Below are 24,792 nucleotides of genomic sequence, written 5' to 3'. Positions count from 1 at the left end.
TCGGTTCCGCCGGGGAAACGTGGCTGGTTGGGGTCGACCGCAGGGCCGTCCTCCACTTTCCTTTTCTTCCCGATAGTAACTATCTATACGAGGTGTAGGAATGACGCGAGTCCGTAAGTCGGCGCCCGCACTGACGGAGGGATTCACCTGGAGCAGCCAGCGAAGACCGTCCTGATCTGCTCGTGTGAAGACACGATGCGCCTCGACATGGCTGCGATCCGGCGTGGATGCCCCAACTGCGAGATCAGGAGCTTTCGTCATCTCTGCGGCGCAGAGCTCGATCATTTCCGCAACGCCGCAAAAGCGGACAGCCCGCTGATGGTCGCCTGCACGCAGCAGGCTGCGCAGTTCACCGATGCGATTGGCGAACGCCCTGGCGGGATCACGTTCGTTAACATCCGCGAGACGGCGGGCTGGTCGCGCGAGGGCGCGAATGCAGGCGCGAAGATGGCGGCGCTGCTGGCGGCGGCTGCGATTCCCGCACCGGACTATCCGCTGGTCACACTATCGAGCGAAGGTATCATCCTGATCTATGGGCACGATGAGGCTGCAGTCGACGTCGGCCGGCTGCTCGCAGGCCACCTCGATGTCACGGTCATGCTCAAGCAGCCGGCAGACGTCACGCCGCCTGCCACGGCAGTGTTCCCGATCGTGAAGGGCACGATCCAGAACGCGCGGGGACATTTTGGCGCTTTCGAGCTCACGATCGACGACTACGCCCGCTCCCGCCCGTCTTCGCGCGACCGCTTCGTGTTCGAAGCCCCGCGCAATGGGGCGACCTCGCGCTGCGATCTCGTGCTTGACCTCTCCGGCGAGCCGCCGCTGTTTCCCGCGCACGACCTCCGGGACGGCTATCTCCGTGCGGATCCGAGAGATCCCGCGGCCGTACTGCGCGCGGTGCTTGCCGCGCGCGATCTGGTCGGCAGTTTCGACAAGCCGAAATATGTCGAATTCACGCCCAGCCTCTGCGCCCATTCGCGCTCGAAGCTGACCGGATGTCATCGCTGCCTCGATCTGTGCCCGACCGGCGCGATCACGCCCGCCGGCGACCATGTCGCTGTCAACGCAGAAGTCTGCGCAGGTTGCGGGCAATGCGCGGCCGCTTGCCCCACAGGAGCTGCATCCTATACGCAGCCGCCCGCCGACACCCAGTTGCAGATCCTTCGCGCCATGTTGCTCACCTATCAAGAGGCCGGCGGCACGCATCCGGTGCTGCTACTGCATGACAGCCAGCACGGCACGCCGCTGATCGATGCGCTCGCCCGCCACGGCGACGGATTGCACGCCAACGTGCTTCCCCTCACTGTCAACGAGCTGACGCAGGTCGGCCTGGAGGCAATCATCGGCGCATTCGCGTATGGCGCGGCTGCCGTGCGGTTCCTGCTGCGCGCCAAGCCGCGACACGGCGTGACCGGATTATTGCTGACGATCAGCATGGCAGAGACCATTCTTGCGGGGCTCGGATTTGACGGACGCCGTGTGGCCACGATCGAAACTGACGATCCCGATGCTTTGGCTGAGCAACTGACGGGGATTGGAAACCTTGCTGGCCTCGAGACGCCAGCGACTTTCCGGACGGTCGGCAAGCGGAGCGATCTGCTTCGCTTCGGCTTGAGTGAACTACATCGCCTCGCACCCAAGACCGTTGACGTGATCGCCTTGCCCGAGGGCGCACCGATCGGTGCGATCACCGTCGACACCGGCGGTTGCACGCTGTGCCTGTCCTGTGTTTCGGCCTGCCCAACCGGCGCGCTTCGCGCCGATCCCGAGCGTCCCGTCCTCAAATTCGTGGAAGACGCTTGCGTGCAATGCGGTCTGTGCGAGAGCACCTGTCCTGAAAAGGTCATCCGGCTCAAGCCGCAGATCGACTTCCGAGCAAGGCGCGCGCCAGCGCAAATCATCAAGGAGGAAGAACCGGCCCTGTGTGTCCGCTGCGGCACGCCCTTCGGCGTCAAGAGCACGATCGATCGGATCGCGACGGAGCTCGAGGGGCGGCATTGGATGTATCCCGCCGGGGACAAACGGCTCAACGTCTTAAGGATGTGCGCGGACTGTCGCGTCATTGTCATGAGCGAGCAACAGTTCGATCCATTCAAGGGCGTTCCCGAGCGCGCGCCGCCGCGCACGACGGATGATTACCTCCGCCGACGCGAAAACAAGGATTAGAGCGCAAAACTATAAGGCTATCTCGACGTGGCCCGGCCGAGAAAGTCCGTCAGCGCGCGGCGATCGTCGGCCGACCCAATGCGCTGCTCCGGCATCTTCGTGCCTGGCGTATAGGTGTTCGGACCGACCTCGAACAGTCTTGAGACCGTCTCGGGTGTCCAGACGATATCCATCTTCTTGAGCGCGTCGGAGAAGCGGTAACCCGGCAACGAAGCGATCTTTCGGCCGTAAAGTCCGGCAAGCGTCGGACCTGCACGTTGCACGTCTGTTTCCGATAAAGTGTGACACGCAACGCACGCTCTAAAGATCTCAGCTCCGTGATCGCCGGCGAACGCAGCGAGTGGGTCCGCTGGCGTGCCGAGCAGGTTCGACCCGATGGGCTCGCCGCTGCGCGCACTCCAGCGCCGGATCTTTCCGTCGGCGTCGCCGGTCAACAAGGTCGTGCCATCCGGCAAAAAAGCAACTGACCAGACGGGAACGCCGGACCCCGCAAGCGTGCGCACCACACTGCGCGCCTTGCGGTCGACGATCGCGACAGTACCGCCAACGCTTGCGGCGGCGATCAACGCGCCGTCGCCGGAGATTGCCAGAGCCACGATCGGTGCAGCGCCGGCCGCCACCTCGCCCGCATCCTTACCCTCGGAGGTCAGCAGGCGCAGCTTGCCATCTGCTGCGCCGGCGACGATTTCGCCATCAGGCGAGACGGCAACGGCATTCAATGGCGCCGGCATCATAACGATCTCGGAGGTGCCGTCCGGCAACTGCCAGATCCGCATTGTCCGGTCGTAGCCCACGCTGACCAGCGATTTTCCATCGGGAGCAAAGGCCACACCGTTCACGTTTTGCAAGTGACCTTCCAGCACGCGCGTCGCACCGTCGAGCAACGGTGAAACCCGCACAGTGTGGTCCCACGAGGCTGATGCGAGCTTCGATGCATCGGGCGAAGCGGCGAGCCCGACGATGGGCCCCGTATGGCCTTCGAAAACCTGGTCGGGCTGCTGCCGGCCTGGCGTCCAAATTGCAATCTGGCCGTCTGCCCCGGCCGTTGCCATTCTTCCGTCCCCGAGGAAGGCAACCGCGTCCACCGCATCCGAATGGAAGCGAAGGACTTGCTCGGCGGACTCGGTTGCAAGGGACCATCGGATCGCCGCGGTGTCGAAGCTACCCGACAGGACGGTCTTGCCATCGGCCGAAACGGCGATCGCACGGACAGGTCCGCCGTGTCCCGTCAACTGCGCGCGCACCGGTTGCAGCGCCAGAAGCAGCGATGCCGTCAGAAGCGCAGTGACAAGACGCAAGGTTAATTCCAAGGGAACAACGCAGCTTTGTCTTGCTGATTGATCTTTGTGGCACAGTCAAAATGCCACTGCTTGACGCAAATCTATTCTCACCGGCGCTGACCGTTGTGCGGATCTTTCCGGTACCGTTCGTGCGCCCGGCAGGCTTGGCGGCCGGACAAAAAGACCACCTATTTGATTCAACTCAACGAAGGGCGTCGTGTTCGGTTCCAGGGTGCGACAACCGGCGCCTTGAATGGCGACCCACGTCGTCGCAGGCTCGCCAATGGCCCCTCACAGGCTGAGGCCGAACATGCAAATGCACCCGAAAGCATATCTGCAGTTCATCTCGCGGTTGTGGCACTTTCGCGCCTTGCCGCCGAAAGATAGCGATCCCGCCACTCAAAGCGCGTCGCCACTGCTCGTCTACATCGTCGCCGTGCTAGCGCTACTATTCGCTATCCTTGAAATCGACCTTCACCGTGCGCCGCCTCAATCTTTCGGAGTGCCCGTCGATCCTGTTGGAATCAATTCCATTTTCATGAGTCCTTGAGACACCGCCGCTCTCGCAGGCGGACCAGCCGCCGGACGCATCGAGCTGTTCGAAATCGTACGAGCCGCCTGACGCGCAGATCGAACCTCAGTTAGTTCGGGGCGCAGCAACCGCAGCATTCCCGCTACCGCTGTGTTTCCCTTGGAAAGACCAGGGATCGATCTTCGAAATCTTCAACCGGCAGATGACCTTGTTGCGGCGCCTTTTGGATCTCTTGCACTGCGGGCATCCCTGCTACCGATGTGCGACCCGCCGACGATGGATGCGATCGCGGCATACTTGTCGCGGCCACGAAAAGCGCGAGGACGGTCAGGCCGGAGATCATCAGGAGCTTCATGCGAATCTCCGTTGGTTCTGAGAGAGTCGAAGCTCCTGACTAGTGCAAGACTCGAGGCCGCCGTGTGAGATCCTTCACATCTCTCTTTTTCTTGATCATCGATCGAGTTGTCCTTCGCTCCAATCCATCATGGGCCAATTTGAGCCAACTCAAGCCCTGCGCGCGGAACACCAAGATGTCCAGGCGAGTCCCAAAGCGTCGTCTTTAACGACGCGGCGCCGTCTACTTGAAGTTGTTTTCGCTCGACACGAGCGACCGATAACGGCAGGCGCTGAACTCCCGGCTCTTTGTCGCTCACACTCCCTAGGTCCTGAGATGTTCCGGCGAACCGCTCAGCGGTTAAACTCGAATCCGCCGTCGTTCACGAATCTTCTTATCGCGCGAGCGCCATCTGGCCAATCGCATCGTAGCTTGAGGAGGAACAGATCGAAGGTATCGAACAGCCGCGCGTGAACCTTCGCCACGTAGCCCCCTGCCCCGGTGAGGCTGACATGGCCCTCCGCCGCAGCCTCGACGAACAGGTTGCGGATGTGCGTCCGCGAGACTCCGACCCGCTCGGCAATGGCGGTGAAGGACAACTCGTCGCTCACAAGCTGCTTTCCCGAGAGCACCGCCTTCATCAGCAGAAGGAAGGCGCAGTAACCGGCATCGCGGGCGAGGAACATCATGATCGCCGGATGGCGGCCGATGAACGCGGTGGCGGTCGGAAACTCGAGAGAACCGATTCTGCGTATCGCCAGATGCAGGCGTGGATCACGCCGAACCACCGGCTCGTAGCCTCGGTCCGGAAACAGAATGTCCAAGGGATACAGAGCAGCAATGTAAGCTCGGTCGTGCGCAAGCAGCCGCTCCGTCGGTTTCAGAACCCGAATCCGTTTGTCGACCACGCTCGACGCCATTTTTCCACGTAGCCGGTTTGACGAAAGCGGGCGATGAGATCGTCCATTCGGCGCCGGCTCGCCAGGCCGAGCTCGGCGACGAGCTTCTGCAACCGTCCCACGGTCGCCCAGGTCGTCGGATCGCCGCGGTCATGGGCGGCAAAAAACCCGACCAGGAGATCCACCGTCAGCACGCAGGCCGCGTCGACGATGAGCCGGTTCGGAATTCTGCTCCTGACGAACACTGCGGCCAAAGCGTCGACATGAGCGCGGCGAGCCTAAGTGAAACGCGGGTGGGCGAGGATCTCTTCGGCCGACTTGTACGAAACTCCGATCATCGTCACCGCGCCGGCTCACACATTTCCTTTCCGGCCGCATTGACGAGACGACGATCGCACTTCGCGCCAGAGCACGCCGCGCCTCGCTCCTGGGTTCCAGATATCCGCAATCTTCAAGCAGGCGCGAACGTTTCTTCTTAAGGTTGTAACTCGTATAGATCGAAGTTCTTAAATCTTACTATCTTGGCGTGGGACGCGTGAAGGCATGAGCATGGCCGGGATAGCAAGTAGCAGTTCATTGCACAGCGACGCCGTCGAAGCTGCGCAATCGATTGGCCTTCAGCAGTCGCTCACACCGCTGCCAAACGGATTGAAACCACGCTGCGATTGCAAGCCGGACTTTCGACGGCCGAGCACCTCAAGACCTCGGGGTGCGCTGTGATGCCCGCGATTGATCAAGGCGCACCGGACTGGCAAGGCAGCACCCTGACCGGGGATTTCATCGTCCTGCCGGCTTTCGGCGACGACCACCTCTACTTCGCCGTGCCGCGAAAGGCGCTTCTCGGTCGGAGAACCGACGGTTCGCCATGGCTCTTCCTCGAATTCTTTTCGGACCGAAACGACGCGACGCTCAACAACAGCCTGTACGCCGTCATCGATCTGGGCCTCGAGCGCGATCGCAATCTTTCCGTCATCTACGATCTCATCACGAAGAACGGCGAGAGCGCCGCCCTCATGCCGGCGACGTTCACCGCCGGCACCTATTGTCATCTGGAGTGCGGCGAGGCGCATGTGACGGCGCCGTTCGCCTGGGAAGATGCGCAACGGGCGACGCTGCGTAGCCGGATTGGCATCTTCGTCCTGGATTGTCGGGATCGCCACCATCTTGCAGTGATCACGCTCGCCGCGCAGCCAGCCGAGAAAAGAGCGTTTGAGCAGCTCGGTGTCGAGCCGATCGGTCTTGGCGCGCCGGTGCTCGCGCGACACCGCCACACTCGATGCGTGAATGACGTGAGCCTCAATGTCGCGTGCCCTGAGCCAGCGCGCCAGCCAGAAGCCGTCACGGCCGGCCTCGAAAACGACGGCGATGCGTTTGATCCGATGCCCGGCCTTCGCCGCTTCCTCTCGCCATCGATGCAGCAACTTCAGCAATGCGCTCTCGTCGACCGCGAGCTTCTTCAATGGCTGGCGCTCGACGCCAGGCACGATGCCGGCGACGAGCCAGCTCGACAGGCTCAGTTCGATAACGGCGATCAGCGTGCCATTCGGGTCGAGGGGGCTCGGGGATCGGCTCAGATCGTTCAACTTCTGCATGGGGCGCTCCATCGGTTCATCAGCAACAATGGATGCAATATCCTCGTCGCCGCCCCATAGCATCTCCCTTGGAGGCTTTCGGACGCCGGCCCCGTGCGCGCGGCCCCACCGTCATGGGGCCGGCATCCGAAACCCTTCACAGGAGCTGACACTCGCTCCTGAGCAACTTCGCACGCGCGGCGAAGCCCATCCCCATCTTCAGCCGCGAGCAACAAGCGCGACAGGATGCGTTTTCTGAAGACGCCGCTCTCACATCCAATGCCGGAGTTCGCCGGTGCGGGCGGCTCTGCTCTACTGAGCACCCCCAATCACCGCCATAGATCGAGGGCCGTGACCTGGATGGACACGACTTGATAACGGATCGCCCGTCCGGGAACGAAGCAACGGCTTCGCCGATCCGCAACGGCCGTCCGGCGCATTAACTCGACGAGCCGTTGCTGGGCAACGCCCCGTCGCCATTGATCTGCCCCAGAAAGGTGCGGCGCTCCATGACGGGCGCGACCATGCCCGGGATGTATGCGTCGGAGACAAAGCGGCGGCAGTGCTCCTCGAAAACCGTAACCAGGCGAGGCTTGCGGCTTTGCGACAACGTCAGCACGCCGATCACCATCGGTCTGTGGTCACCGGACAAGCGAACCCGGGAGACGCGCCGTCCGTCCAGCGCGAGCTCGCAACGCGGGCGCACGTTCGCCAGCGTGTAGCCGTAGCCGTTAGCTACCATCGTCCGGATCACGTCCTGGTGCGTCGAGCGCGACGCAATGTTGGGCTCAAGGCCCTCCTTCATGAACATGCTGAGAAAATATTCACGGCTGATCGGCAGATCCAACAGGATCAACGGCTCGCGTGCCAGTTCCTGCAGACTGACGGCAGAGTGTCGCGCCAATGGCCCCGCCTCGCTGACCACGACGTGTGGCGGCAGACTCGCCAACGGCAGAAACTCGAACTCGTCGGGAATCAACAGGTCATAGGTGATCGCAACGTCGAGTTCGGCACTTAGCAGACGCTCCAGCAACTGCTCATGGTCGGCGACCGTCTGGACGATGCGCGATTCCGGATAGGTCGATGTGAACGAATGCGACAGCTCCGGCATCACCATCGGCGCGAGCGTGATGAAACAGCCCAGCGACAATTGTCCACGGACGCGCTCCCCGACCTCGGAGGCGACTGAATAGACATGCTCGGCCTGTTCGATCAGTTGCTTTGCCTCGACCAGCAAAAGCCGGCCGGCCGACGTGAGCGAGAGCCCTTGCGCATGGCGACGGATGAAAAGCTGGGTTCCGAGCTCCTCTTCGAGATGCGTGATCGCCGTCGAGATCGAAGGCTGCGATATGTTGACGCGCTCGGAGGCCAGAGTGATGCTTCCTGTCTCAGCCGTCGCGATGAAGTACTCGATCTGGCGTAGCGTGTATCTCATGTGGTACTATTCATCTCTGCTGAACTTGGCCGATAGCGACCACACCCTCTTGCCGGCATGGGCGCCGATTGCGTTGCTTCGGCCTGAATATAGCAGGATTGACCGGGCTGAACCGGCCCATCGGTCGTTCAGATCCGACTTTCACCGGCCACACCAAAGCGGGGCGCTTCGGACGGGTTGCTCGCGCGCCGGATATAGTCTTCGACCTGGGGCTCATAGCAGGTCCAGGCCTCCTCGAGCGCGGCGATCGGCCGGTCGCTCCAGTCGACCCGCAAGTCCACAATCGGCCAGGACACATCTCGCACCACGCAAAGACCCGCGGAGCGGACCGGGCCGGCCTCCCCGCCCTGGTCGAGCCCCGCCTGCAGGGCCGCGACCAGCCGCGTGGCAAACGGCTTGCCGGCGGTGGCCTGATAATTCTGGACCATCGCGGCCGGCACCTGGTCATTGGCCAGCAAGTTGCCGGCAGCAATCACGCCATCGCCGAGATGGATGGCGTGATTGCCGAGCGTGTTGCTGCCGGAGTGGAACGCCACGCGCCCAACTGCGTCGACAAGCGCAAGCTGCCGATATGCGATGAAGGGGGTCGATGCGACGACCGCATCGCGAACGTCACTGGCGCTCAGGCCCCGCGCCAGCAGGTCGAGACCGATCTGGCCCAGCGCAGGATCGGTAATGTTCTGGCTCGCGACCGCGCCGGCTTTGGCGCGCAGATGAACACAGCGTGCCGCAACTGCCGGCGAGGAGGACGAGATCACTATTCCGAACATCCCGGTGTCCGGACACCGGGCCGTCAGAGAAAACGTCATGTCGGCCTCATCGGTTGTCGGGAACGACGGCGGTGACGTCGACCTCGACCAGCCATTCCGGCCGTGCCAGCGCCGACACCACGAGACCGGTCGAAACCGGAAAGACGCCCTTCAGGTAATCACCGATCTTGCGATAGACCGGCTCGCGATAACGTGGGTCGGTGATGTAGATGGTGATCTTGCAGATGTCTTCGAGCCGCGAGCCGGCTTCCTCCAGAAGCATCTTGACGTTGGCCATCGCCTTGTCGGCCTGACCGACGGGATCGCCGATGGCGACATTCACCGCGGTGTCGAGATCCTGCCCGACCTGTCCGCGGACAAAGACAATGCTGCCCGTGGCAACCACGGCCTGGCACAGATCATTGTCGAGCTTCTGCTCAGGATAGGTGTCCTTTGTGTTAAACTTACGGATGCGCGTGTGGGTCATCGGGTTCTCCCGGGTGGTCATTGGAGCGATAAGGCTTGACCTGCGGCACGACCTCGTGCCGCAGGCGGTTATGGTGACTTTGGCTCGGGTGAGACGATGCGCTGAGCCTTGCCATAGGCGCGGTCCGCGTAGATCAACGCCGTGCCCAATCCCATTGTCACCGAGCCCACTGCGCCGATGAAGATGTGATGCGTGCCGACCCGTTCGGCCGACAGCACGCGGCAGTCGAACGCCACGACCGCATCGGCCAGACGCGGCGCCCGCGTGTCACCCTCTACCCATTTGCCATAAGCAAACTTGTCGGCACTCTCGAGCTTGCGCCCGCCGAAGCAGTCGGCGATGCTGGATTGATCGTCGCGCAGAATGTTGATGCAGAACACGCCGTTTTCGACGATCGCCGCCGCCGTCTTGCTCTGGTGATGGATGCAAACCAGCACCGTCGGGCTGTTGCCGTCGGCGGAAATTGATGACATTGCCGAGACCGTAACACCGGCGCGGCCTGCCGGGCCGTCGGTCGTCACGACGTTGACACAGAATGCGGCACGGCTCATTCCATCAAGGAATTGCGCACGAATGTCCGGCGCGGCCTGTTGCAAGCTGATGGCTGACACGAAAGACCTCCTCTGCGTGCGTTATTCGGCGGCGTCCCTGACCTGACCGAACCATTGGCTCACGGCGCGATCGCCGGTCCGGACGCCCTTCGCGTCGAGGACCTTTCTGGACAGCCCTGCGGACCTGCGGACGAAGTCCAGCGGACCGTCCCAATCGAAATTGCGATAGACTGCGGCAAGATGCGCGAACGGCGCCGATTGCGCGAACAACTGGAACGTCAGGCGATGACCGCCATAGTCCGAATTCAGGAGATCGCGCGCAAAGGCAAGCAGTCGCCGCCTGTCATCGGCAACCCACTGATCGTTGATCGTGTAGAACTTCTCGAGCCACGGGCCTGTCTCGGCATCGTCGAACGCCGCCTTGTCCGGCGTCACGCAGATCTGCCCCCCGCACAATTCGCGCGCGATATGCATCATCTCGTGGAGCTGCGAGCAGGCCAGCACGCGTCCCGTATAGAGCAGCGACTGGTTCGGCATCATCAGGCCACCGGGACTGCGCTCGGGCAGCGCAATCGCTGCGGTGAGATGGGCGTTGATACCCTCACGGTAGATGGCGAGTTGCGAGAGCTTCTCCTGCACTGCCTGCTGCTTCTCAAGACCGGTCTGACGGACGTTGAAAAGCGCCGCGCCGATCAGCATGTCGGCGAGCTTGAGATTGCGCTGCACGAAGGCAAAGGCCGAATAGCGATGCAGCGTGGCACGAATGAACACCGCGGCCTTGGTGTGCCGGTAGAACAACACGTTCTCCCAGGGGATCAGGACGTTGTCGAAGACGACGAGCGTGTCGACCTCGTCGAACCGGTTGGACAGCGGATAGTCGTCGATCGGCGCGCGGCCGGCGAAGCCGGTACGACAGATGAACTTCAGTCCAGGTGAACCAAGATCGCAAATGAAGCCGACGGCATAGTCCGAATAGGCGGCATCTCCCCAATTGGCGATCGTCGGCTTGGTGAAGGCCTGGTTGGCGTAGGCAGCGGCAGTTTCGTATTTCGCCCCGCGCACGATGATGCCGGCATCGGTCTCCTTGACGACATGCAGCAACATGTCCGGATCCTGGTCCTGCGGCGCCTTCGAACGATCGCCCTTGGGATCCGTGTTCGCCGAGACATGAAAGGGATCGGTATGGAGAACCTTGAAGATATGGTTGCGGATGTTCTTCGAGAACTGCGGGTCCACCTCGTTGAGCACATCCTGTCCATCGAACAGTGACCACATTTCGCCGACGGTTTCGTCGCCGACGCGCGTGACCACGCCGCCGACATCTTCCAGCACCGTATCGGTCGCGCGGCGCTTGTCCCACCAGTCCTGCTGGCTCAACGGCAGCTTGTTGTTAATGGCATGGATTTCGCCGTCCTCCCTATAGGTCATCAGGTGACGGCTCGCCGGGTCATGCTGGAGGTCGTAGATGCGGGCGCGGATATCGACCAGCGGCTTGAACGACGGATGAGTGGTGACGTCCTTGATCCTCTCACCGTTCATATAGACGGCGCGGCTGTCCCGAATGGAAGCTTTGTATTCTTCACCGGTCCGTATCATATCCGCTCCTGTTTCGTCTTCTCGGTGGCCTGGTTGGAACTATCGCGTGTCGGCAAGCAAAGAAAAACTCGAACTTTCCGGTGCCCTGCTTAGCGATAGCCGAACCACGGCGCTCCGAGGCGTCCATGCCTCAGCCGCAGCTCAGTGCGCGTAGGACGGATCTTCGGCATCAAGAATGCGCTTCATCTCCTCGAAATGAGCGATCGAGAAGTCGGTGATCCGCTCCCAATCCTGCGCGGTGTTTTCGGCGACCTCGTCGGGCAGAACCTTGAGCGGCTGGCCGGTTGCGTAGGCCTGCACAAGGATCTGACAGCTGCGCTCAAGCGTATAGATGTCATCGAAGGCTTCACCGATGCTGCTCGCGGTAACGAGCACGCCGTGATTCCCCATCATCAGCCGCGACTTGTTGCCGAGCAGCCGGGCCAGGCGGGCGCCCTCCTGCTCGCTGTCGGCCATTCCGGCGTAGCTTTCGTCGATGGCGAGCCGGTTGAAGTAGCGCGCCGTATTCTGATCGATCGGCCTGACGCTCGGATCTGCCAGCGACGCGATCGTCGTCGCAAAGGGCGGATGCAGATGCATCACGACCCGGGCCTGCGGCAGTTGCTTGTGCATCTGGCCATGGATCGCCCATGCAGTCGGATCGACATCGGGCCTGTCCTTCAGACCCCTCGCGTCATCGAGATCGAACAGCACGAGATCGCTGGCCTTGATGCGGGAAAAATGGCGCCACTTCGGATTCATCAGAAATTTTCGGCCGTCGGCCGAAACGGCGGCGCTGAGGTGGTTCGCGACAGCCTCGTGCATGCCGAGCCTGGCGATGATGCGGAACGCCGCAGCGAGATCAATGCGGAGCTGCTGTTCATCCGGCGCTGCGGCGGAGTGGTTCATCTGTCGCTCCGAGGAATCTGAAGGCGTCTCGAATGGGGCAGCTGAGATTTACGGACTTCGATCCATGGGGTAAAATAGGAAAATCGTGGCCGGTGATTACTGTGAAGCTATAGTTGCAAGTGCCGCCGCATCGAGCGCAAAGATCAATGCATAGTCAATCATCGCCCAATAATTCCGCACTCCGGCCGATTAGGCCTCGTCTAAGCAAAGGGCCCGGATTTCGTAATTTACACATTGCGGCTCCGGACGGCTTACTTTGCGCAAGTTGACCCGACAGGACCTGTAATGGACGCGATCCGCGCCTTTCCACCCCTTCGAAGCCGCCGTAGCGATGCGTTTCGGATGTTGTGGCGATTGGCGCGTAATGACCTCGGTCCGGAGGTCGACGATGTGGCATCCGATCAGACTCCGGCAGGTGAGCCCGCGCAGCAGTCGTCGCGGGTCAAACTGCATGTCCGTGGCATCGCGAAGGCGTACGGCACCTCGATGGTGCTCAAGCCGCTCGAATTGAAGGTCGTTGCCGGCGAGCTATTGGCCGTTCTCGGCCCATCGGGCTCGGGGAAGACGACGCTGCTGCAGATCATCTCCGGGCTGGTCGAGCCGTCAAGCGGCCGTCTTGTCATCGACGGTCGTGATGAGACCGACAATCCCGCCAACAAGCGCGATATCGGCGTTGTCTTTCAAAACTATGCGCTGTTCCCTCACCTCACCGTGCGGGAGAATGTTGCATTTCCCCTGCAGATGCGCGGAACGCCGGCAGACAAAGTGCGGAGCAGGGTCGAGGCGACGCTCGCAATGGTCGGCCTGTCGGAGTTCGCCAGCCGCTTCCCCCGGGATCTGTCAGGCGGCCAGCAGCAACGCGTGGCGCTTGCCCGCTGCTTCGTTTACCGGCCATCGCTGATCCTGATGGATGAGTCGCTATCCGCGCTGGACAAGAAGCTGCGGGATAGCATGCGGATCGAGATCAAGCGGCTGCACCGGGAGACCGGCGCGACCATCATCTTCGTGACGCACGATCAGGAGGAGGCGCTGGCGCTGGCCGACCGCATCTGCCTGATGAACGACGGGCGGATCGAGCAGTTAGGCAGGCCTGAGGACATCTACGAGCGGCCCGCCAACACGTTTGTCGCCGACTTCATCGGTGCATCAAACCTGATCTACGGGACCGTCGCCGCAGGCGGTCGCATCGAAACTGCCGATGGCGTCTTGCCGCTGCCCGACGGTTGCTCCGCGCCGATGGGCGAACAGGCCGCACTGGTCGTCCGCCCTGAAAAGCTCCTGCTCTGCAAGAATGATGACAGCTTCCTGTCCGGCCGCATCGAGGAGAGCATTTATGCGGGCTCGGAGACGAGACTTCTGGTCCGGCTTCCCAGCGACACCGTGTTGACCGTACGCCGTGGCGCCGGTTTGCCGCCGGTTGCGATCGGCGAAAATGTCTTCCTGCGCTGGGACCGCCAACAGGCCCGCCTGCTCGAGGGCCGCTCGGCCGCGGCGATTACATGAGCAAGGCCTGCGAGCGCCGCCACGCAGCTTTCGATTGCGGAAACCGACACGTGTATCACGGAGAACAATAAATGTCTGCCATCACCACGATCACGCGACGCAAGCTTCTGAAGGCTGCCGGCGCGGCTGCGTCGGGCATTGCACTCCCGGCTGTCTGGAGCGGACGGGCCAGCGGGGCGGAGCAGATCACCGTCGCCGACGTCGGCGGCGCGCCGGGACAGGCGCTACGGACCGCCTTCTACGATCCATTCGAGAAAGCCAGCGGCATTCGCGTTGAAGGCGTCGCCCATGAATCCGACCCGGTGACCCAGTTCAGGCTGGTCGTCGATACCGGCAGCAAGATCTGGGATGTCTGCATGGTGACGCCCGACGACGTGGCACGCCTGACCTCGGACAAGAACTATCTCGAGCCGTTGGATATCTCCAAGGGCCCGGATGATGACCTCATTCCCGGCGCGCTGATGCCGAACTGGTTCGGCTTTTCGGCTTACGGCATTGTCATGGCCTATCGCACCGACGTCTACAAGAAAGAGGCGCCGACCGGTTGGGCGGACTTCTGGGACACCGCCAGGTTTCCGGGACGCCGCGGCCTCTACCGCAATCCGAAAGGCGTGATGGAATCGGCGCTGCTGGCCGACGGCGTGGCACCGAAGGATCTCTATCCGTTGGATATCGATCGCGCCTTCGCCAAGCTGGACAAGCTTCGCTCGGATGTGGCGGTTTGGTGGACGAGTGGCGCCCAGAACACCCAGATCCTGCAGAGCGGCGAAGTCGATATGGCGGATACGTGGTCGGCCCGCGCCTTTGCCGCAATCGATGGCGGTGCACCCGTCAACATCGTCTGGAAGGGGCTCTATTCCATCGACGGCTGGTCGATCCCGCTCGGCACGTCGAAGCTCAAGCAGGCACGCGACTTCATCAAATTCTGCATGCAGCCGGAACGGCAGGCGGCCTATTCGAGCATCGTCGCGAACGGTCCGAGCAACCTGAAGGCCTACAAGTTCATCGCGCCGGAGCGCGCGAAGATTCTGCCGACGCTGCCGGACAATCTCGCCGGTCTCACCGTGCGCGACTACGCTTATTGGGGCAAGAACTACGCTGCGGTCTCCGATCGTTTCCAGGAATGGCTGCTGACGGGCGGAAAGCGCTGACGCACGGCATCAGGCGATGATGCAAAGAAACATCGAGGGATGGTCATGAGCAAGAAGAAGCAGATGGTGGTCGGCGCGTTGATTCATGCCAACGGATCGCACGCGGCATCCTGGCTGATGGACGAGGCACGGCCGCACGCCTCGACCGATATCGACTATTACCGCGAGATGGCGCAACTGGCCGAACGCGGCAAGTTCGACTTCTTCTTTATCGCCGACACCCCCGCGGCGCGGACCGAGAACCTCAAGGTCTGGAGCCGCTCTCCCCTGTTCATGAACGTGCTGGAGCCGATCACCCTGCTCTCGGCAATCGCTGGCGCCACCACGCATATCGGCCTCGGCGCGACGGCTTCCACGAGCTTCTTCGAGCCCTACAATCTGGCCCGGCAGTTCGCCTCGCTGGATCACATCTCGTACGGCCGGGCCGCCTGGAACGTCGTGACCTCTGCCAACGACTACGCGGCGCGCAATTTCGGCCTCGACCGTCTTCCCCCGCATGCCGACCGCTACGCCAAGGCAAAGGAATTCGTCGATGTCGTCGAAGCGCTGTGGGATACATGGGAAGACGGCGCTTTCGTCTACGATAAGACAAGCTGCCTGAGTTTCCTGCCCGAGAAGCAGCATCTGCTAGATCACAAGGGCAAATATTTCACCGTGCACGGCGCCCTCAACATCGAACGCTCACCGCAAGGCCGGCCGGTCATCATCCAGGCTGGCGCGTCCGATACCGGCAGGGATTTCGCAGCCGAATACGCCGAAGTGGTGTTCGGATCGAGCGGCGATCTCGATGGCGCCAAGTCGTTCTACAGCGACCTGAAGGAGCGGATGGGCAAGTTCGGCCGTCGGCCGGATGATCTGAAGATCGCATCGGGTATTTCGGTCGTGATCGGCGAGACCGAGCAGGAAGCCCGCGACAAGCTCGATAGCTGGCAGGAGCTCATTCATCCCGACGTCGCCGTGATGCGGCTTGGGATGGACCTCGAAACAGACCTCTCGGATCTGCCGCTGGATGAGCCGGTGCCGAAACATCGAGTTCCGACGTCATCCAATCACCACCAGGCCTATTTCAACGAGATCGCCGGCATAATCCGTCAGGGTCTGACCTTGCGCGAGATCGCGAAGCGCTACAATCGCAACAAGGCGACCTTCTGCGGTACCGTCAAGCAAATCGCCGATCACATGGAAAACTGGATCGAGGCCGGCGCCTGCGACGGTTTCATGATCTCATTCGTCGCCCTGCCGAGCACGCTCTCTGATTTCGTCGAGAAGGTGGTGCCAGAGCTGCAGCGCCGCGGTGTCTTCCGCCGGGACTATGAGGGACGCACGCTACGGGAACACCTGGGCTTGTCACGTCCGGAAAATCGCTACGTCGCGTCCGAGCTGACATCGCCGGCCGCAAAGCGCGCTTAGCCAGCCCCTGCAACGGATCGAACAGAGGTACTGACCGATGGCCGAGATCGCTTCTCTCGGAATCGCCGACCGGCCGAGGCGCCGGAAGCTAAAGCTCGATCCGTTGTGGCTCGCCTTGCCCGGCCTCGCGTTCCTGGCCGTGTTTCTGATCGTGCCGACGGCTCAGATGCTGTCGCTGAGCTTCGTCGACAAGGTCACGGGCGCGGCAACCCTCTCGGCCTTCACCAGGATCTGGAACGGAGGCCCCTACCTAGCCGTGCTATCGACGACTTTTTCGGTCGCGCTCTGGACGACCGCGTTGTGCGTCGGGCTCGGTTATCCCCTGGCCTATTGGCTCGCACGAAAACCACCGCGGCAGCAGCGAATAGCGGCGCTGTTCGTGCTGCTGCCGTTCTGGACCAGTGCGCTGATCAAGAACTTCTCCTGGCTCGTCCTGCTCGGACGCAACGGAATCATGGCAAAAACCATGGCCGCGATCGGCATCAAGGGCGGCGACCAGCTGCTCTTCAGCCGCACGACGGTCGTGTTTGCCATGGTGCACACCTTGCTGCCGCTCGCGGTCGTGACGATGCTACCCGTGATGAACCAGATCGATCGTCGCCTGATGATGGCTGCGTCGACCTTGGGCGCCAACAGCGCGCGGGCGTTCTGGCAGGTGTTCTTCCAGCTCTCGATGCGCGGTGTTGCCGCGGCCGGCCTTCTGGTCCTGGTCGCCTCGCTCGGCTTCTTCATCACGCCTGCGTTGGTGGGCGGCCCCAGGGATACGATGATCGGGCAGTTGGTCATCCTGCAGATCAACGAGTTGCAGAACTGGCAGCTCGGCAGCGCGTTGGCCGCGATCCTGTTGATCTCCACGATCGCCACCTGCTTCGTCTATGACAGGATCTTCGGCCTTTCTTCAGCGACGAATGATGGCGATCGACCCACGCGCCCGGATAGCCTCGTGCGGCGCGTGGGGCTTGCCGTCGTCAATCTCGTGGGACTGATTTGTGGACTCGTCGAAGAGACCTGGAAACGCAATATCCGCGGCCTTCGCGGCGGTACCCTTCTCTCGGTCTATGCCTGGACGATGATTGCGATCCTGCTGGTTCCGATTATTGCCTTCATTCCGATGGCATTCACGGGATCCACCTTTCTGTCTTTCCCGCCGCCAAGCTGGAGCGTTCGCTGGTTCGAGCAGTTTGCCGCTTCACCGCTTTGGCTCGGCGCAATGATCCGATCCTTCAGCATCGGGTTTGCGGCCGCCGCGATTACATTGCTGATCGCAGCGACGGCAGCCCTCGGCGTCGCACGGACGCGCAGCCGGCTCGGCAGCGCCGTGTTCCTGCTGTGCTTGTCTCCGATGATGGTTCCATCGATCGTGATCGCGATCGCCCTCTTCTACCTGTTCGCGCGGATATCACTGGTGGCGAGCGACGTTGGCATCATCATCGGCCACACCGTCATCGCCATGCCGGTCGTATTCATGGTGATGCTGGCGACCTTCAAGGGATATGATTGGAAGCTAGATGCGGCGGCCTTGACGCTCGGGGCGGGACGCCTGCGCGCTTTCTGGCGCATCACACTTCCGCTCGTCGCGAGCGGGCTGGCGGTCGGCTTCGTGACCGGATTCCTGCAATCCTTCGAAGAACTGACCGTCGCGCTCTTCATCGGCGGCGGAATCAAGACGACATTGCCCAAGCAGATGTGGGACGGGATCCTTCTTCAGGTCAGCCCGATCATCGCCGCGGCGTCAGTCGTCGTCCTCATCGTCGTGATCGTTATGTTTGCGATTATTGAATTCGTCCAGGACCGGCGTCTGCGTTCTTCCTCGTGAGCTTCCATAGCCCAGCTAGCGGGATCGTCCTCTTGATAGACCTGTGGACCCGTTCCAGCGCGCTTTGCTGACGAATCTTGAGAGTTCACCGCTTTGAAGCCCGGCGAATGGAACGTCTGCCCCCGAACCTCTGCACGCCACGGACCGACTGCTCAGATTTGCCGTCAAATCGCAATGAGTCTGTACTTCACGGCCGACTGTTTGAAGCGATGCGGCATTTCCTTCAATTGATGTTCAACTGGAATGAGATTTGTGGCACTCAGGAGAGAGCACCGTCGGTCACACGTGCTGTAACGCGAACTATCTGGGTCCAGATTCGGCGCGGATGGTCCAACACCTCAATAGACGGTGAACGGCCGGCTCAACTTGGACGAGCCGTCGGAAGCCGCCGAGTGCCGGCCCGGAGAATCTATGGTTGATGACACCCGTTTGACACATCCGCTGCTCGATCCGCGTCCGAACTGGTCGGAGCTTTCCCAAGCGGATCGCGACGCTGCCTATGACAATAACGCGGCCGTCAAGAACAGTGCAGCCCTGATCGCCGAGCGGAACGAAACTTCGGGGCGGCTGCGGGACACATTGAAATCCCACCTCGATCTGCCTTACGGCGAGCGGACGAAAAACAAGATCGACCTCTATCCTGCTGCGAAGCATGATGCTCCCTGCCTAGTCTTCCTGCATGGCGGCTATTGGCAGCGCAATTCCCGAGAGCTGTTCGCCATGCTCGTCGAAGGCGTTGCCGCGCATGGCTGGTCGGTCGCCATTCCCGGATATTCGCTGGCGCCCGAGGTTTCCCTGACCGACATCGTTGTCGAAATCCCCCGGGCGCTCGACTGGCTCGCCGAGCACGGCGCATCTTACGGAATCTCCGGACCGATAGTGCTCTCGGGCTGGTCCGCGGGCGCCCACCTCGTTGCGATGGCGCTGGACCATCCGCGCGTGCGTGCGGGACTGGCGATATCAGGCGTCTACGATCTCGCGCCGATCCGCGATACCGGGCTGAACAATGCGCTGAAGCTGACGGATGAAGAAATCGCCGCGCTGTCGCCGCTTCGTCTGCCCGTGAGGCAGAAACGGCTCGACATAGCCTACGGCAGCGCCGAGCTTCCGGCACTCGTGCTCGATTCAATCAATTTCCACGACAAGCGCGCGGCCGCAAAGGCGCCTGGCAAGCTGATCCCGATCGCAGGCGCCGACCATTTCACCATCCTCGAGGCGCTGCGACGCTCTGACGGCATTCTGGTGGACGCTGCCCGCCGGTTGCTGGATTAAAAACGCGAAAACAACCCCATGCACAGTAGAATGCCCCTTGTTTCTGAAGGCAAATCCACCTCGCGCATGGCTTTGACTCGTTGGGCAAAACAGGGGCAGAATGCCATCATCACCCTGACTGTCCCGCCCCCGCATCAATCCGGACCTGCTCTCCCGTGACCCGGACCGGATAGAGCCGCAATGGCGGACTTGACCAGCCCGAAGAGATGCAGCCGTCGCGCAAATCGAACGATGCTGCGTGACGGGGACAAGACAGGCGTCGCGCCGCCACCTGTCCAAGGCCGAGATCAGCCTGTTCGTGCGGACACGCGCGCTCGCAGGCTGTGACCTCGCCATCGTTCCAGATCACGAGCATGTCGAGCCCGGCCACGCGCACGCAAACGATCGTCTCTGCCTTCAGCCGATCCAGCTCACAGACCGCAATCCACCCCGACTCGTCTGGGCGGACCGTCGCATCATCCACCAAGATAGGCCTTCCGCACATGTTCGTTCTCGATCAGCTCAGCGCCGGCCCCGGACAGCACGATGCGGCCGTTCTCGAGCAGGTAGGCATGATCGCACATCTCGAGCGCGGCGAACGCGTTCTGCTCGACCAGGAGCACCGTGGTGCCGGTATCGCGAATGCGGCGGATAATCGCAAAGGTCCGCTCGACGATGTTGGGGGCCAGCCCGAGCGATGGCTCATCGAACATGATCAGCCGCGGCCGCGACATCAGCGCACGCCCGATCGCGAGCATCTGCTGCTCCCCGCCGGACAGCGTGCCGGCCGCCTGCCGGCGCCGCTCAGCAAGCCGCGGAAATTCCGCGTAGATGCGATCGCGATCGGCCGCGATCTCGCCGGAACCGCTCCGCAAGTAAGCTCCCATGTCGAGATTTTCCTCGACACTCATGTGCGGAAACACCCGCCGCCCTTCCGGGCAATGCGCGATCCCGCTCGCCAGGACGCGTGGCGGCTTGGCTCCCGTGATGTCGAGGCCCTCGAAACGCATCTGCCCAGAGCGCGGCGGCACCAGTCCGGAAATCGCGCGCAGCGTCGTGCTTTTGCCGGCGCCATTGGCGCCGATCAGCGCAACCAACTGGCCGGCCTTCACGTCGAGCGAAATGCCGCGCAGCGCGGTGACGCCGCCATAGCCGCACACCATGTCGCGGATCTCAAGCACGCCCCGCCCCATGTCCGAGATAGGCCTCGATCACGGCCGGATCGTTGCGGATCACTTCGGGCGTCCCCTCGGCGATGATGCGGCCGTAGTTCAGCACCACGATGCGGTCCGAGACAGTCATCACCATCGGCATGTCGTGCTCGACCAGCAGGATCGTGATGCCGCGGTCGCGGATGCCTCGGATGAGCTCGACGAACCGGTGCGTCTCCGAAGCATTCATGCCCGAGACTGGTTCGTCCAGCAGGAGCATCGAGGGTTCCGCAGCGAGCGCCAGCGCGACGCCGACCAGACGCTGCTCGCCATAGGAAAGCGACCCGGCCGGATCGTGGGCGCGGCGTTCGAGGCCAACCCATTCAATCAGCTCGCCTGCGCGCCGTCGCAGCTTGCGCTCCGCGGCGCGCGCACGCGGCAGTCCGAGAATCGCATCGACCAGCCGGACCTTGCCCTGACGATGCAACCCGATCAGGAGATTGTCGTAGAGCGTGTCATTGGGAAAAACACTGGTGCGTTGGAACGTCCGGATCAGGCCGAGATCCGCGATCTGATGCGGCTTCAATCCGTTGAGCGTGGTGTCGCGATAGGTGACGCGCCCTGCGCTGGGCTCCAGGAAACCGGTCATGACGTTGAATGCCGTAGTCTTGCCGGCGCCGTTGGGCCCGATCAGACTGACGATCTCGCCCTCCCCCACCGTGAAGCTCATGTCGGAGATCGCGACCAACCCGCCGAAGCGCACCGCAACCTGCTCGATCGTCATGGCAACGGCGCTCACCGTCATCACACGCGCTCCTTGACACCGGTGTCGGTGAGCCCGATCGGCGCCAGCGCCGTCTTCCCGCTCCGTCTCCCGGCAAAGCGCTGGGCGAGCGACGGCACGATGCCGCGCGGCAGCACGAACAGAATGGCGATCAGCGCGCCGCCATAGGCAATCCACTGCGCTTCAGGTGCCATGATCGGACGCAGCGCGACCGGCAGCAGCCCGAAGATCAGGCCGCCGACGACGGGGCCGACCAGCGAGCCCTTGCCGCCACTGACGACCATGATCACCATGGTGACGGTGTTGATGAAGGCAAACACCTCGGGATCGATGATCCGGATATAGTGGGCATAGAGGCTGCCGGCTGCGCCTGCGATCGCGGCCGATATCACCGCTGCCAGCGTCAGCGTCCTGGTCACGTCGATGCCGACCGAGACTGCCAGCGTTTCGTTCTCCATCAGCCCGCGCATCGCCCGGCCGAAATGCGAATGAACGAGGCGCGCGATCAGGAGATAGGCGATCAGCCCCACGACCAGCACGAGGTAATAGTTCTGCATCTTGGTGCGCAGTGTCAGCTCGCCAAGGCCAGCCAAAGGGAGCGCAATCGAGGGAATGTTGGTCAGTGCCAACGGGCCTTGCGTCAGCTCGACCCAATTCAACGCGACCAGCCGGACGACCTCGGCAAAGGAGATCGTCACGATGACGAAATAAGCACCACGGACACGGAATGAGAGCAGCCCGACGAAATAGCCGCACGATCCGGCGATCAGGATCGCGAGCACGAATCCCAGGATCGGCGGCCAGGGCTCATGAACCAGCCGGAAGCCCCCGGGCAGTCCGATTTCGAAGCCGAGCGATGTCAGCGCGCTGACATAGGCGCCGATGCCGAAGAAGGCGATGTGACCGAGGCTCAGTTGGCCGGTGAAGCCGAGCAGCAGATTGAGACTCATCGCGCCGATGACGAAGATTCCGGTCGTGATCAGCGCGTTCAGGAGATAGGGATCACGCAGCCAGAGCGGCACCGAGGCAAGTGCTGCGACCGCGAAGATCGTTACAGCTGCCCTCATCCGACGCGCTCCGCGCGCGCGAACAGGCCGGTTGGCTTGAAGATCAGAACCGCGATGATGATCACAAAGCCCATGGCGTCACGATAACCGGAGGAGACATAGCCGGCGCCAAGCTCCTCGGCCAAAGCCAGGATGAAGCCGCCGATGACCGCTCCAGTGATGTTGCCGAGGCCGCCGAGGATGACGATGGCGAAGGCCTTGACAGCGGCAAGATCGCCCATCTGCGGAAAGATCACGTAAACCGGCCCGAGCAGCGCGCCTGCGGCAGCTGCAAGACTGGAGCCGATCGCGAAGGTCGAGGTGTAGATCAGGTCGACATTGACCCCCATCAGCGATGCCGTGTCGTGATCCTGAAACGTTGCCCTCATTGCACGGCCAAGTCGGGTCCGGTTGATCAGGAGATACGTGACCAGGATCAAGAATGCCGCCGCCGCCAGCACGAACAGGCGCAGCCAGGACACCGAAACCGGTCCGAGCACCAGGGGGGCCTCCGGAAACGGCGTTGCCACCGATTTCGCGACGCCGCCCCAGATCCACAACGTGCCCGACTGCATCGCGATCCAGGCCCCGATCATCACCAGCATCGTGGTGTCGATGTCGGAGCCCCGCAGGGGCCGCAACAACGTCAGCTCGATGGCCGCACCTAGCAGCCACCCGGCCAGCACGGCGACGGGCAGCGCGAGGAAGAAGTTCAGTCCGAGCTGTTGCACCACGATGAACATGATGTAGGCGCCGAACGTGTACAGCACGCCATGCGTGAAGTTGACCACGTTCATGATGCCGAAGATCAGCGTGAGCCCGATGCCGAGCAGCGCATAGGTGCCGCCGAGCACGAGCATGTTGACCAGATGCTGAAGAAATTCGCTCAAGGCTATTCCTGACTGACCCGTATATGAGCGAGGGCCGCCATGCGCCGCCCTCGCCCGGGATTGGTCGACGTCAGAGCGTCTTCATCTCGACCTTGCCGTCGTTGATCTCGATGAGATAGACGTTCGGCTGGCTCTGCCCGCTCTCCTTGCCTTCGGGACCGGACTTGCGGAATACGATGTCGCCGTTGAGCCCCTTCACCTTGATGTCCCAGAACGCCGCCTTGATCGCCGCGGGCTCGGCCTTGCCCGCCTTCTCGATCGCGGCCGCCGCAGTGCGGATGCCGTCATAGCCGCGGAAGCTCTCGGTGCAGCCGGCGAACTCGAAGCCGCGCTTCTTCCATTCGGAGATGAAATAGTTGGTCGCTTCCGGATTCGGCGTCTTGTCGGGGAACCACGGCAGGAAGGTGGTCAGGTGCATGGTGCCGTTGGCGGCGGCTCCGGCCTGCTCGATGATCTGGTCCGGATTCTGCGATCCACCGGTGGTGATGATGCGCTTCTTCAGCCCCAGCGCCGCGGCCTGCTTGAAGATCAGCGTCAGTTGGTCGACCGCGGTCGTGACGATGACCGTCTCGGAATCCGAGCTCTTGATCTTGGAAAGCTGGGCGCTCATGTCCTGCGCGCCCTGGTCCATGGTTTCGACAAGGCCGATGCTGATGCCCTTGTCCTTCATCATCTTGCTGAAGTCCTCGGCGGTGCCACGGCCCCAGTCGTTGTTGATGACGAGGAAGTCGACCTTCTTCAGAGCGAGCTTGTCGACGATCCCCTTGAACGCGGCGGCCTCGACCGCCGAGGGCGGCGAGATGCGGAAGATGAAGGGATTGCCGGTCGTCGTGATCTTGCCCGAGGACGAGGTCTCCACCACCATCGCCGTCTCATATTCCATCAGCTTCGGCATCACGGCCAGCGTCAGGCTCGAGCCCCAGGCGCCCATCAGGACCGGCACCTTGTCGCTGGTGATGAGCTTCTCCGCAACGGCGGCCGCTTCGGTCGGGTTGCTCTTGTTGTCCTCGATCACGAGCTCGATCTTCTTACCGAGAACACCGCCCTTGGCGTTGATCTCGTCGGCCGCGATCTTGGCACCATTGACGACGTAGGTGCCGGACGCCGCGAACGCGCCGGTGAGCGGTTCGTTGATGCCGATCTTGATGGTCTGCGCCTCCGCCGCGCTACCGAACAGGGCTGCCGCCAGCGCGACTGCCGGAACAAGTCCGAGTGCTCGTGTCATTCTGTCTCTCCAAATCCCACGCTGTTGATCCCTAGGCAGTCCAAGCTTCGTCGCTCCGCGCTGCGCGAACGCGCCGA

At 62.3% G+C, this 24,792-nt stretch carries 24 protein-coding genes; 7 read left to right on the top strand and 17 right to left on the bottom strand.

The window, feature by feature from the left end; genetic code table 11:
* The first annotated feature begins 195 nt into the window (after positions 1-195).
* Complete coding sequence (locus IVB18_RS20035) at positions 196-2,166, top strand: 4Fe-4S binding protein (RefSeq protein ID WP_247990719.1); 1,971 nt, start codon at positions 196-198, stop codon at positions 2,164-2,166.
* Between the two features lie 17 nt (positions 2,167-2,183).
* Here IVB18_RS20035 and IVB18_RS20030 read toward each other — a convergent pair whose 3' ends face one another.
* On the bottom strand, positions 2,184-3,464 hold the full coding sequence (locus IVB18_RS20030) for a c-type cytochrome (protein ID WP_247990718.1): 1,281 nt from the start codon (positions 3,462-3,464) through the stop codon (positions 2,184-2,186).
* 292 nt (positions 3,465-3,756) lie between these two features.
* On the opposite strand from IVB18_RS20030, the gene IVB18_RS20025 reads away from it, so the two are divergent.
* Positions 3,757-3,996 (top strand): hypothetical protein, encoded by a 240-nt coding sequence (locus IVB18_RS20025; RefSeq protein ID WP_247990717.1) that lies wholly within the window; start codon positions 3,757-3,759, stop codon positions 3,994-3,996.
* A 124-nt stretch (positions 3,997-4,120) separates the two neighbouring features.
* Here IVB18_RS20025 and IVB18_RS20020 read toward each other — a convergent pair whose 3' ends face one another.
* From IVB18_RS20020 to IVB18_RS19975, 10 genes are all read right to left on the bottom strand, one after another.
* Entirely contained in the window at positions 4,121-4,333 is a 213-nt protein-coding gene (locus tag IVB18_RS20020) for a hypothetical protein (RefSeq protein ID WP_247990716.1), read from the bottom strand.
* Positions 4,334-4,665: 332 nt separating this feature from the next.
* Entirely contained in the window at positions 4,666-5,232 is a 567-nt protein-coding gene (locus IVB18_RS20015) for a hypothetical protein (protein ID WP_247990715.1), read from the bottom strand.
* Positions 5,193-5,405, bottom strand: coding sequence for a hypothetical protein (locus IVB18_RS20010; RefSeq protein WP_247990714.1), 213 nt, complete (start codon positions 5,403-5,405; stop codon positions 5,193-5,195). The genes IVB18_RS20015 and IVB18_RS20010 overlap by 40 nt, the downstream gene beginning before the upstream one ends.
* A 423-nt stretch (positions 5,406-5,828) precedes the next feature.
* Entirely contained in the window at positions 5,829-6,866 is a 1,038-nt protein-coding gene (locus IVB18_RS20005; RefSeq protein WP_247990713.1) for a hypothetical protein, read from the bottom strand.
* Between the two features lie 355 nt (positions 6,867-7,221).
* Positions 7,222-8,217 carry a LysR family transcriptional regulator gene (locus IVB18_RS20000; RefSeq protein ID WP_247990712.1) on the bottom strand — a complete coding sequence of 332 codons (996 nt, stop codon included), beginning with the start codon at positions 8,215-8,217 and terminating at the stop codon, positions 7,222-7,224.
* 128 nt (positions 8,218-8,345) lie between these two features.
* Positions 8,346-9,026, bottom strand: coding sequence for a DUF1028 domain-containing protein (locus IVB18_RS19995; RefSeq protein ID WP_247990711.1), 681 nt, complete (start codon positions 9,024-9,026; stop codon positions 8,346-8,348).
* A gap of 7 nt (positions 9,027-9,033) precedes the next feature.
* The gene (locus tag IVB18_RS19990; RefSeq protein WP_247990710.1) at positions 9,034-9,453 is read right to left on the bottom strand and encodes a RidA family protein; all 420 of its coding nucleotides are present in this window, start codon (positions 9,451-9,453) and stop codon (positions 9,034-9,036) included.
* Between the two features lie 68 nt (positions 9,454-9,521).
* The gene (locus IVB18_RS19985; protein ID WP_247990709.1) at positions 9,522-10,064 is read right to left on the bottom strand and encodes a flavin reductase family protein; all 543 of its coding nucleotides are present in this window, start codon (positions 10,062-10,064) and stop codon (positions 9,522-9,524) included.
* A gap of 21 nt (positions 10,065-10,085) precedes the next feature.
* Complete coding sequence (locus IVB18_RS19980) at positions 10,086-11,600, bottom strand: 4-hydroxyphenylacetate 3-hydroxylase family protein (protein WP_247990708.1); 1,515 nt, start codon at positions 11,598-11,600, stop codon at positions 10,086-10,088.
* Between the two features lie 141 nt (positions 11,601-11,741).
* Positions 11,742-12,488: a class II aldolase and adducin N-terminal domain-containing protein gene (locus IVB18_RS19975; protein WP_247990707.1), complete on the bottom strand. Its 747-nt coding sequence runs from the start codon at positions 12,486-12,488 to the stop codon at positions 11,742-11,744.
* A 342-nt stretch (positions 12,489-12,830) separates the two neighbouring features.
* Here IVB18_RS19975 and IVB18_RS19970 point away from each other — a divergent pair, with 342 nt between their 5' ends.
* The 5 genes from IVB18_RS19970 to IVB18_RS19950 all read left to right on the top strand — a co-directional run bounded on the left by IVB18_RS19970 (position 12,831) and on the right by IVB18_RS19950 (position 19,640).
* Positions 12,831-13,991, top strand: a complete 1,161-nt coding sequence (locus tag IVB18_RS19970) for an ABC transporter ATP-binding protein (RefSeq protein ID WP_247990706.1) — start codon at positions 12,831-12,833, stop codon at positions 13,989-13,991.
* A 71-nt stretch (positions 13,992-14,062) separates the two neighbouring features.
* On the top strand, positions 14,063-15,142 hold the full coding sequence (locus IVB18_RS19965; RefSeq protein WP_247990705.1) for an ABC transporter substrate-binding protein: 1,080 nt from the start codon (positions 14,063-14,065) through the stop codon (positions 15,140-15,142).
* A 45-nt stretch (positions 15,143-15,187) separates the two neighbouring features.
* Positions 15,188-16,552: an LLM class flavin-dependent oxidoreductase gene (locus IVB18_RS19960; protein ID WP_247990704.1), complete on the top strand. Its 1,365-nt coding sequence runs from the start codon at positions 15,188-15,190 to the stop codon at positions 16,550-16,552.
* Positions 16,553-16,589: 37 nt separating this feature from the next.
* Positions 16,590-18,368, top strand: coding sequence for an ABC transporter permease subunit (locus IVB18_RS19955; RefSeq protein ID WP_247990703.1), 1,779 nt, complete (start codon positions 16,590-16,592; stop codon positions 18,366-18,368).
* 411 nt (positions 18,369-18,779) lie between these two features.
* Positions 18,780-19,640, top strand: coding sequence for an alpha/beta hydrolase (locus IVB18_RS19950; protein WP_247990702.1), 861 nt, complete (start codon positions 18,780-18,782; stop codon positions 19,638-19,640).
* A 109-nt stretch (positions 19,641-19,749) separates the two neighbouring features.
* On the opposite strand, the gene IVB18_RS19945 is transcribed toward IVB18_RS19950, so the two are convergent.
* The 6 genes from IVB18_RS19945 to IVB18_RS19920 all read right to left on the bottom strand — a co-directional run bounded on the left by IVB18_RS19945 (position 19,750) and on the right by IVB18_RS19920 (position 24,715).
* On the bottom strand, positions 19,750-20,103 hold the full coding sequence (locus IVB18_RS19945; protein ID WP_247991677.1) for a Rieske 2Fe-2S domain-containing protein: 354 nt from the start codon (positions 20,101-20,103) through the stop codon (positions 19,750-19,752).
* Positions 20,096-20,800: an ABC transporter ATP-binding protein gene (locus tag IVB18_RS19940; protein WP_247990701.1), complete on the bottom strand. Its 705-nt coding sequence runs from the start codon at positions 20,798-20,800 to the stop codon at positions 20,096-20,098. The genes IVB18_RS19945 and IVB18_RS19940 overlap by 8 nt, the downstream gene beginning before the upstream one ends.
* Complete coding sequence (locus tag IVB18_RS19935) at positions 20,793-21,575, bottom strand: ABC transporter ATP-binding protein (protein WP_247990700.1); 783 nt, start codon at positions 21,573-21,575, stop codon at positions 20,793-20,795. The genes IVB18_RS19940 and IVB18_RS19935 overlap by 8 nt, the downstream gene beginning before the upstream one ends.
* Complete coding sequence (locus IVB18_RS19930) at positions 21,575-22,621, bottom strand: branched-chain amino acid ABC transporter permease (RefSeq protein WP_247990699.1); 1,047 nt, start codon at positions 22,619-22,621, stop codon at positions 21,575-21,577. The genes IVB18_RS19935 and IVB18_RS19930 overlap by 1 nt, the downstream gene beginning before the upstream one ends.
* The gene (locus tag IVB18_RS19925; RefSeq protein ID WP_247990698.1) at positions 22,618-23,490 is read right to left on the bottom strand and encodes a branched-chain amino acid ABC transporter permease; all 873 of its coding nucleotides are present in this window, start codon (positions 23,488-23,490) and stop codon (positions 22,618-22,620) included. The genes IVB18_RS19930 and IVB18_RS19925 overlap by 4 nt, the downstream gene beginning before the upstream one ends.
* A gap of 70 nt (positions 23,491-23,560) precedes the next feature.
* Positions 23,561-24,715, bottom strand: a complete 1,155-nt coding sequence (locus IVB18_RS19920) for an ABC transporter substrate-binding protein (RefSeq protein ID WP_247990697.1) — start codon at positions 24,713-24,715, stop codon at positions 23,561-23,563.
* Positions 24,716-24,792 lie beyond the last annotated feature (77 nt).

The organism is Bradyrhizobium sp. 186 (assembly GCF_023101685.1).
Taxonomy (GTDB): domain Bacteria; phylum Pseudomonadota; class Alphaproteobacteria; order Rhizobiales; family Xanthobacteraceae; genus Bradyrhizobium.
This window is presented reverse-complemented; position numbering and strand designations above follow the sequence as displayed.

Coding starts and splice junctions, on each gene's coding strand:
- IVB18_RS19930 (WP_247990699.1), bottom strand. CDS start 22,621: ATGAGGGCAGCTGTAACGATCTTCGCGGTCGCAGCACTTGCCTCGGTG.
- IVB18_RS20015 (WP_247990715.1), bottom strand. CDS start 5,232: ATGGCGTCGAGCGTGGTCGACAAACGGATTCGGGTTCTGAAACCGACG.
- IVB18_RS19980 (WP_247990708.1), bottom strand. CDS start 11,600: ATGATACGGACCGGTGAAGAATACAAAGCTTCCATTCGGGACAGCCGC.
- IVB18_RS20020 (WP_247990716.1), bottom strand. CDS start 4,333: ATGAAGCTCCTGATGATCTCCGGCCTGACCGTCCTCGCGCTTTTCGTG.
- IVB18_RS20000 (WP_247990712.1), bottom strand. CDS start 8,217: ATGAGATACACGCTACGCCAGATCGAGTACTTCATCGCGACGGCTGAG.
- IVB18_RS19950 (WP_247990702.1), top strand. CDS start 18,780: ATGGTTGATGACACCCGTTTGACACATCCGCTGCTCGATCCGCGTCCG.
- IVB18_RS20025 (WP_247990717.1), top strand. CDS start 3,757: ATGCAAATGCACCCGAAAGCATATCTGCAGTTCATCTCGCGGTTGTGG.
- IVB18_RS19965 (WP_247990705.1), top strand. CDS start 14,063: ATGTCTGCCATCACCACGATCACGCGACGCAAGCTTCTGAAGGCTGCC.
- IVB18_RS20035 (WP_247990719.1), top strand. CDS start 196: ATGCGCCTCGACATGGCTGCGATCCGGCGTGGATGCCCCAACTGCGAG.
- IVB18_RS19970 (WP_247990706.1), top strand. CDS start 12,831: ATGTTGTGGCGATTGGCGCGTAATGACCTCGGTCCGGAGGTCGACGAT.
- IVB18_RS19920 (WP_247990697.1), bottom strand. CDS start 24,715: ATGACACGAGCACTCGGACTTGTTCCGGCAGTCGCGCTGGCGGCAGCC.
- IVB18_RS19935 (WP_247990700.1), bottom strand. CDS start 21,575: ATGACGGTGAGCGCCGTTGCCATGACGATCGAGCAGGTTGCGGTGCGC.
- IVB18_RS19960 (WP_247990704.1), top strand. CDS start 15,188: ATGAGCAAGAAGAAGCAGATGGTGGTCGGCGCGTTGATTCATGCCAAC.
- IVB18_RS19995 (WP_247990711.1), bottom strand. CDS start 9,026: ATGACGTTTTCTCTGACGGCCCGGTGTCCGGACACCGGGATGTTCGGA.
- IVB18_RS19975 (WP_247990707.1), bottom strand. CDS start 12,488: ATGAACCACTCCGCCGCAGCGCCGGATGAACAGCAGCTCCGCATTGAT.
- IVB18_RS19990 (WP_247990710.1), bottom strand. CDS start 9,453: ATGACCCACACGCGCATCCGTAAGTTTAACACAAAGGACACCTATCCT.
- IVB18_RS20005 (WP_247990713.1), bottom strand. CDS start 6,866: ATGCTATGGGGCGGCGACGAGGATATTGCATCCATTGTTGCTGATGAA.
- IVB18_RS19955 (WP_247990703.1), top strand. CDS start 16,590: ATGGCCGAGATCGCTTCTCTCGGAATCGCCGACCGGCCGAGGCGCCGG.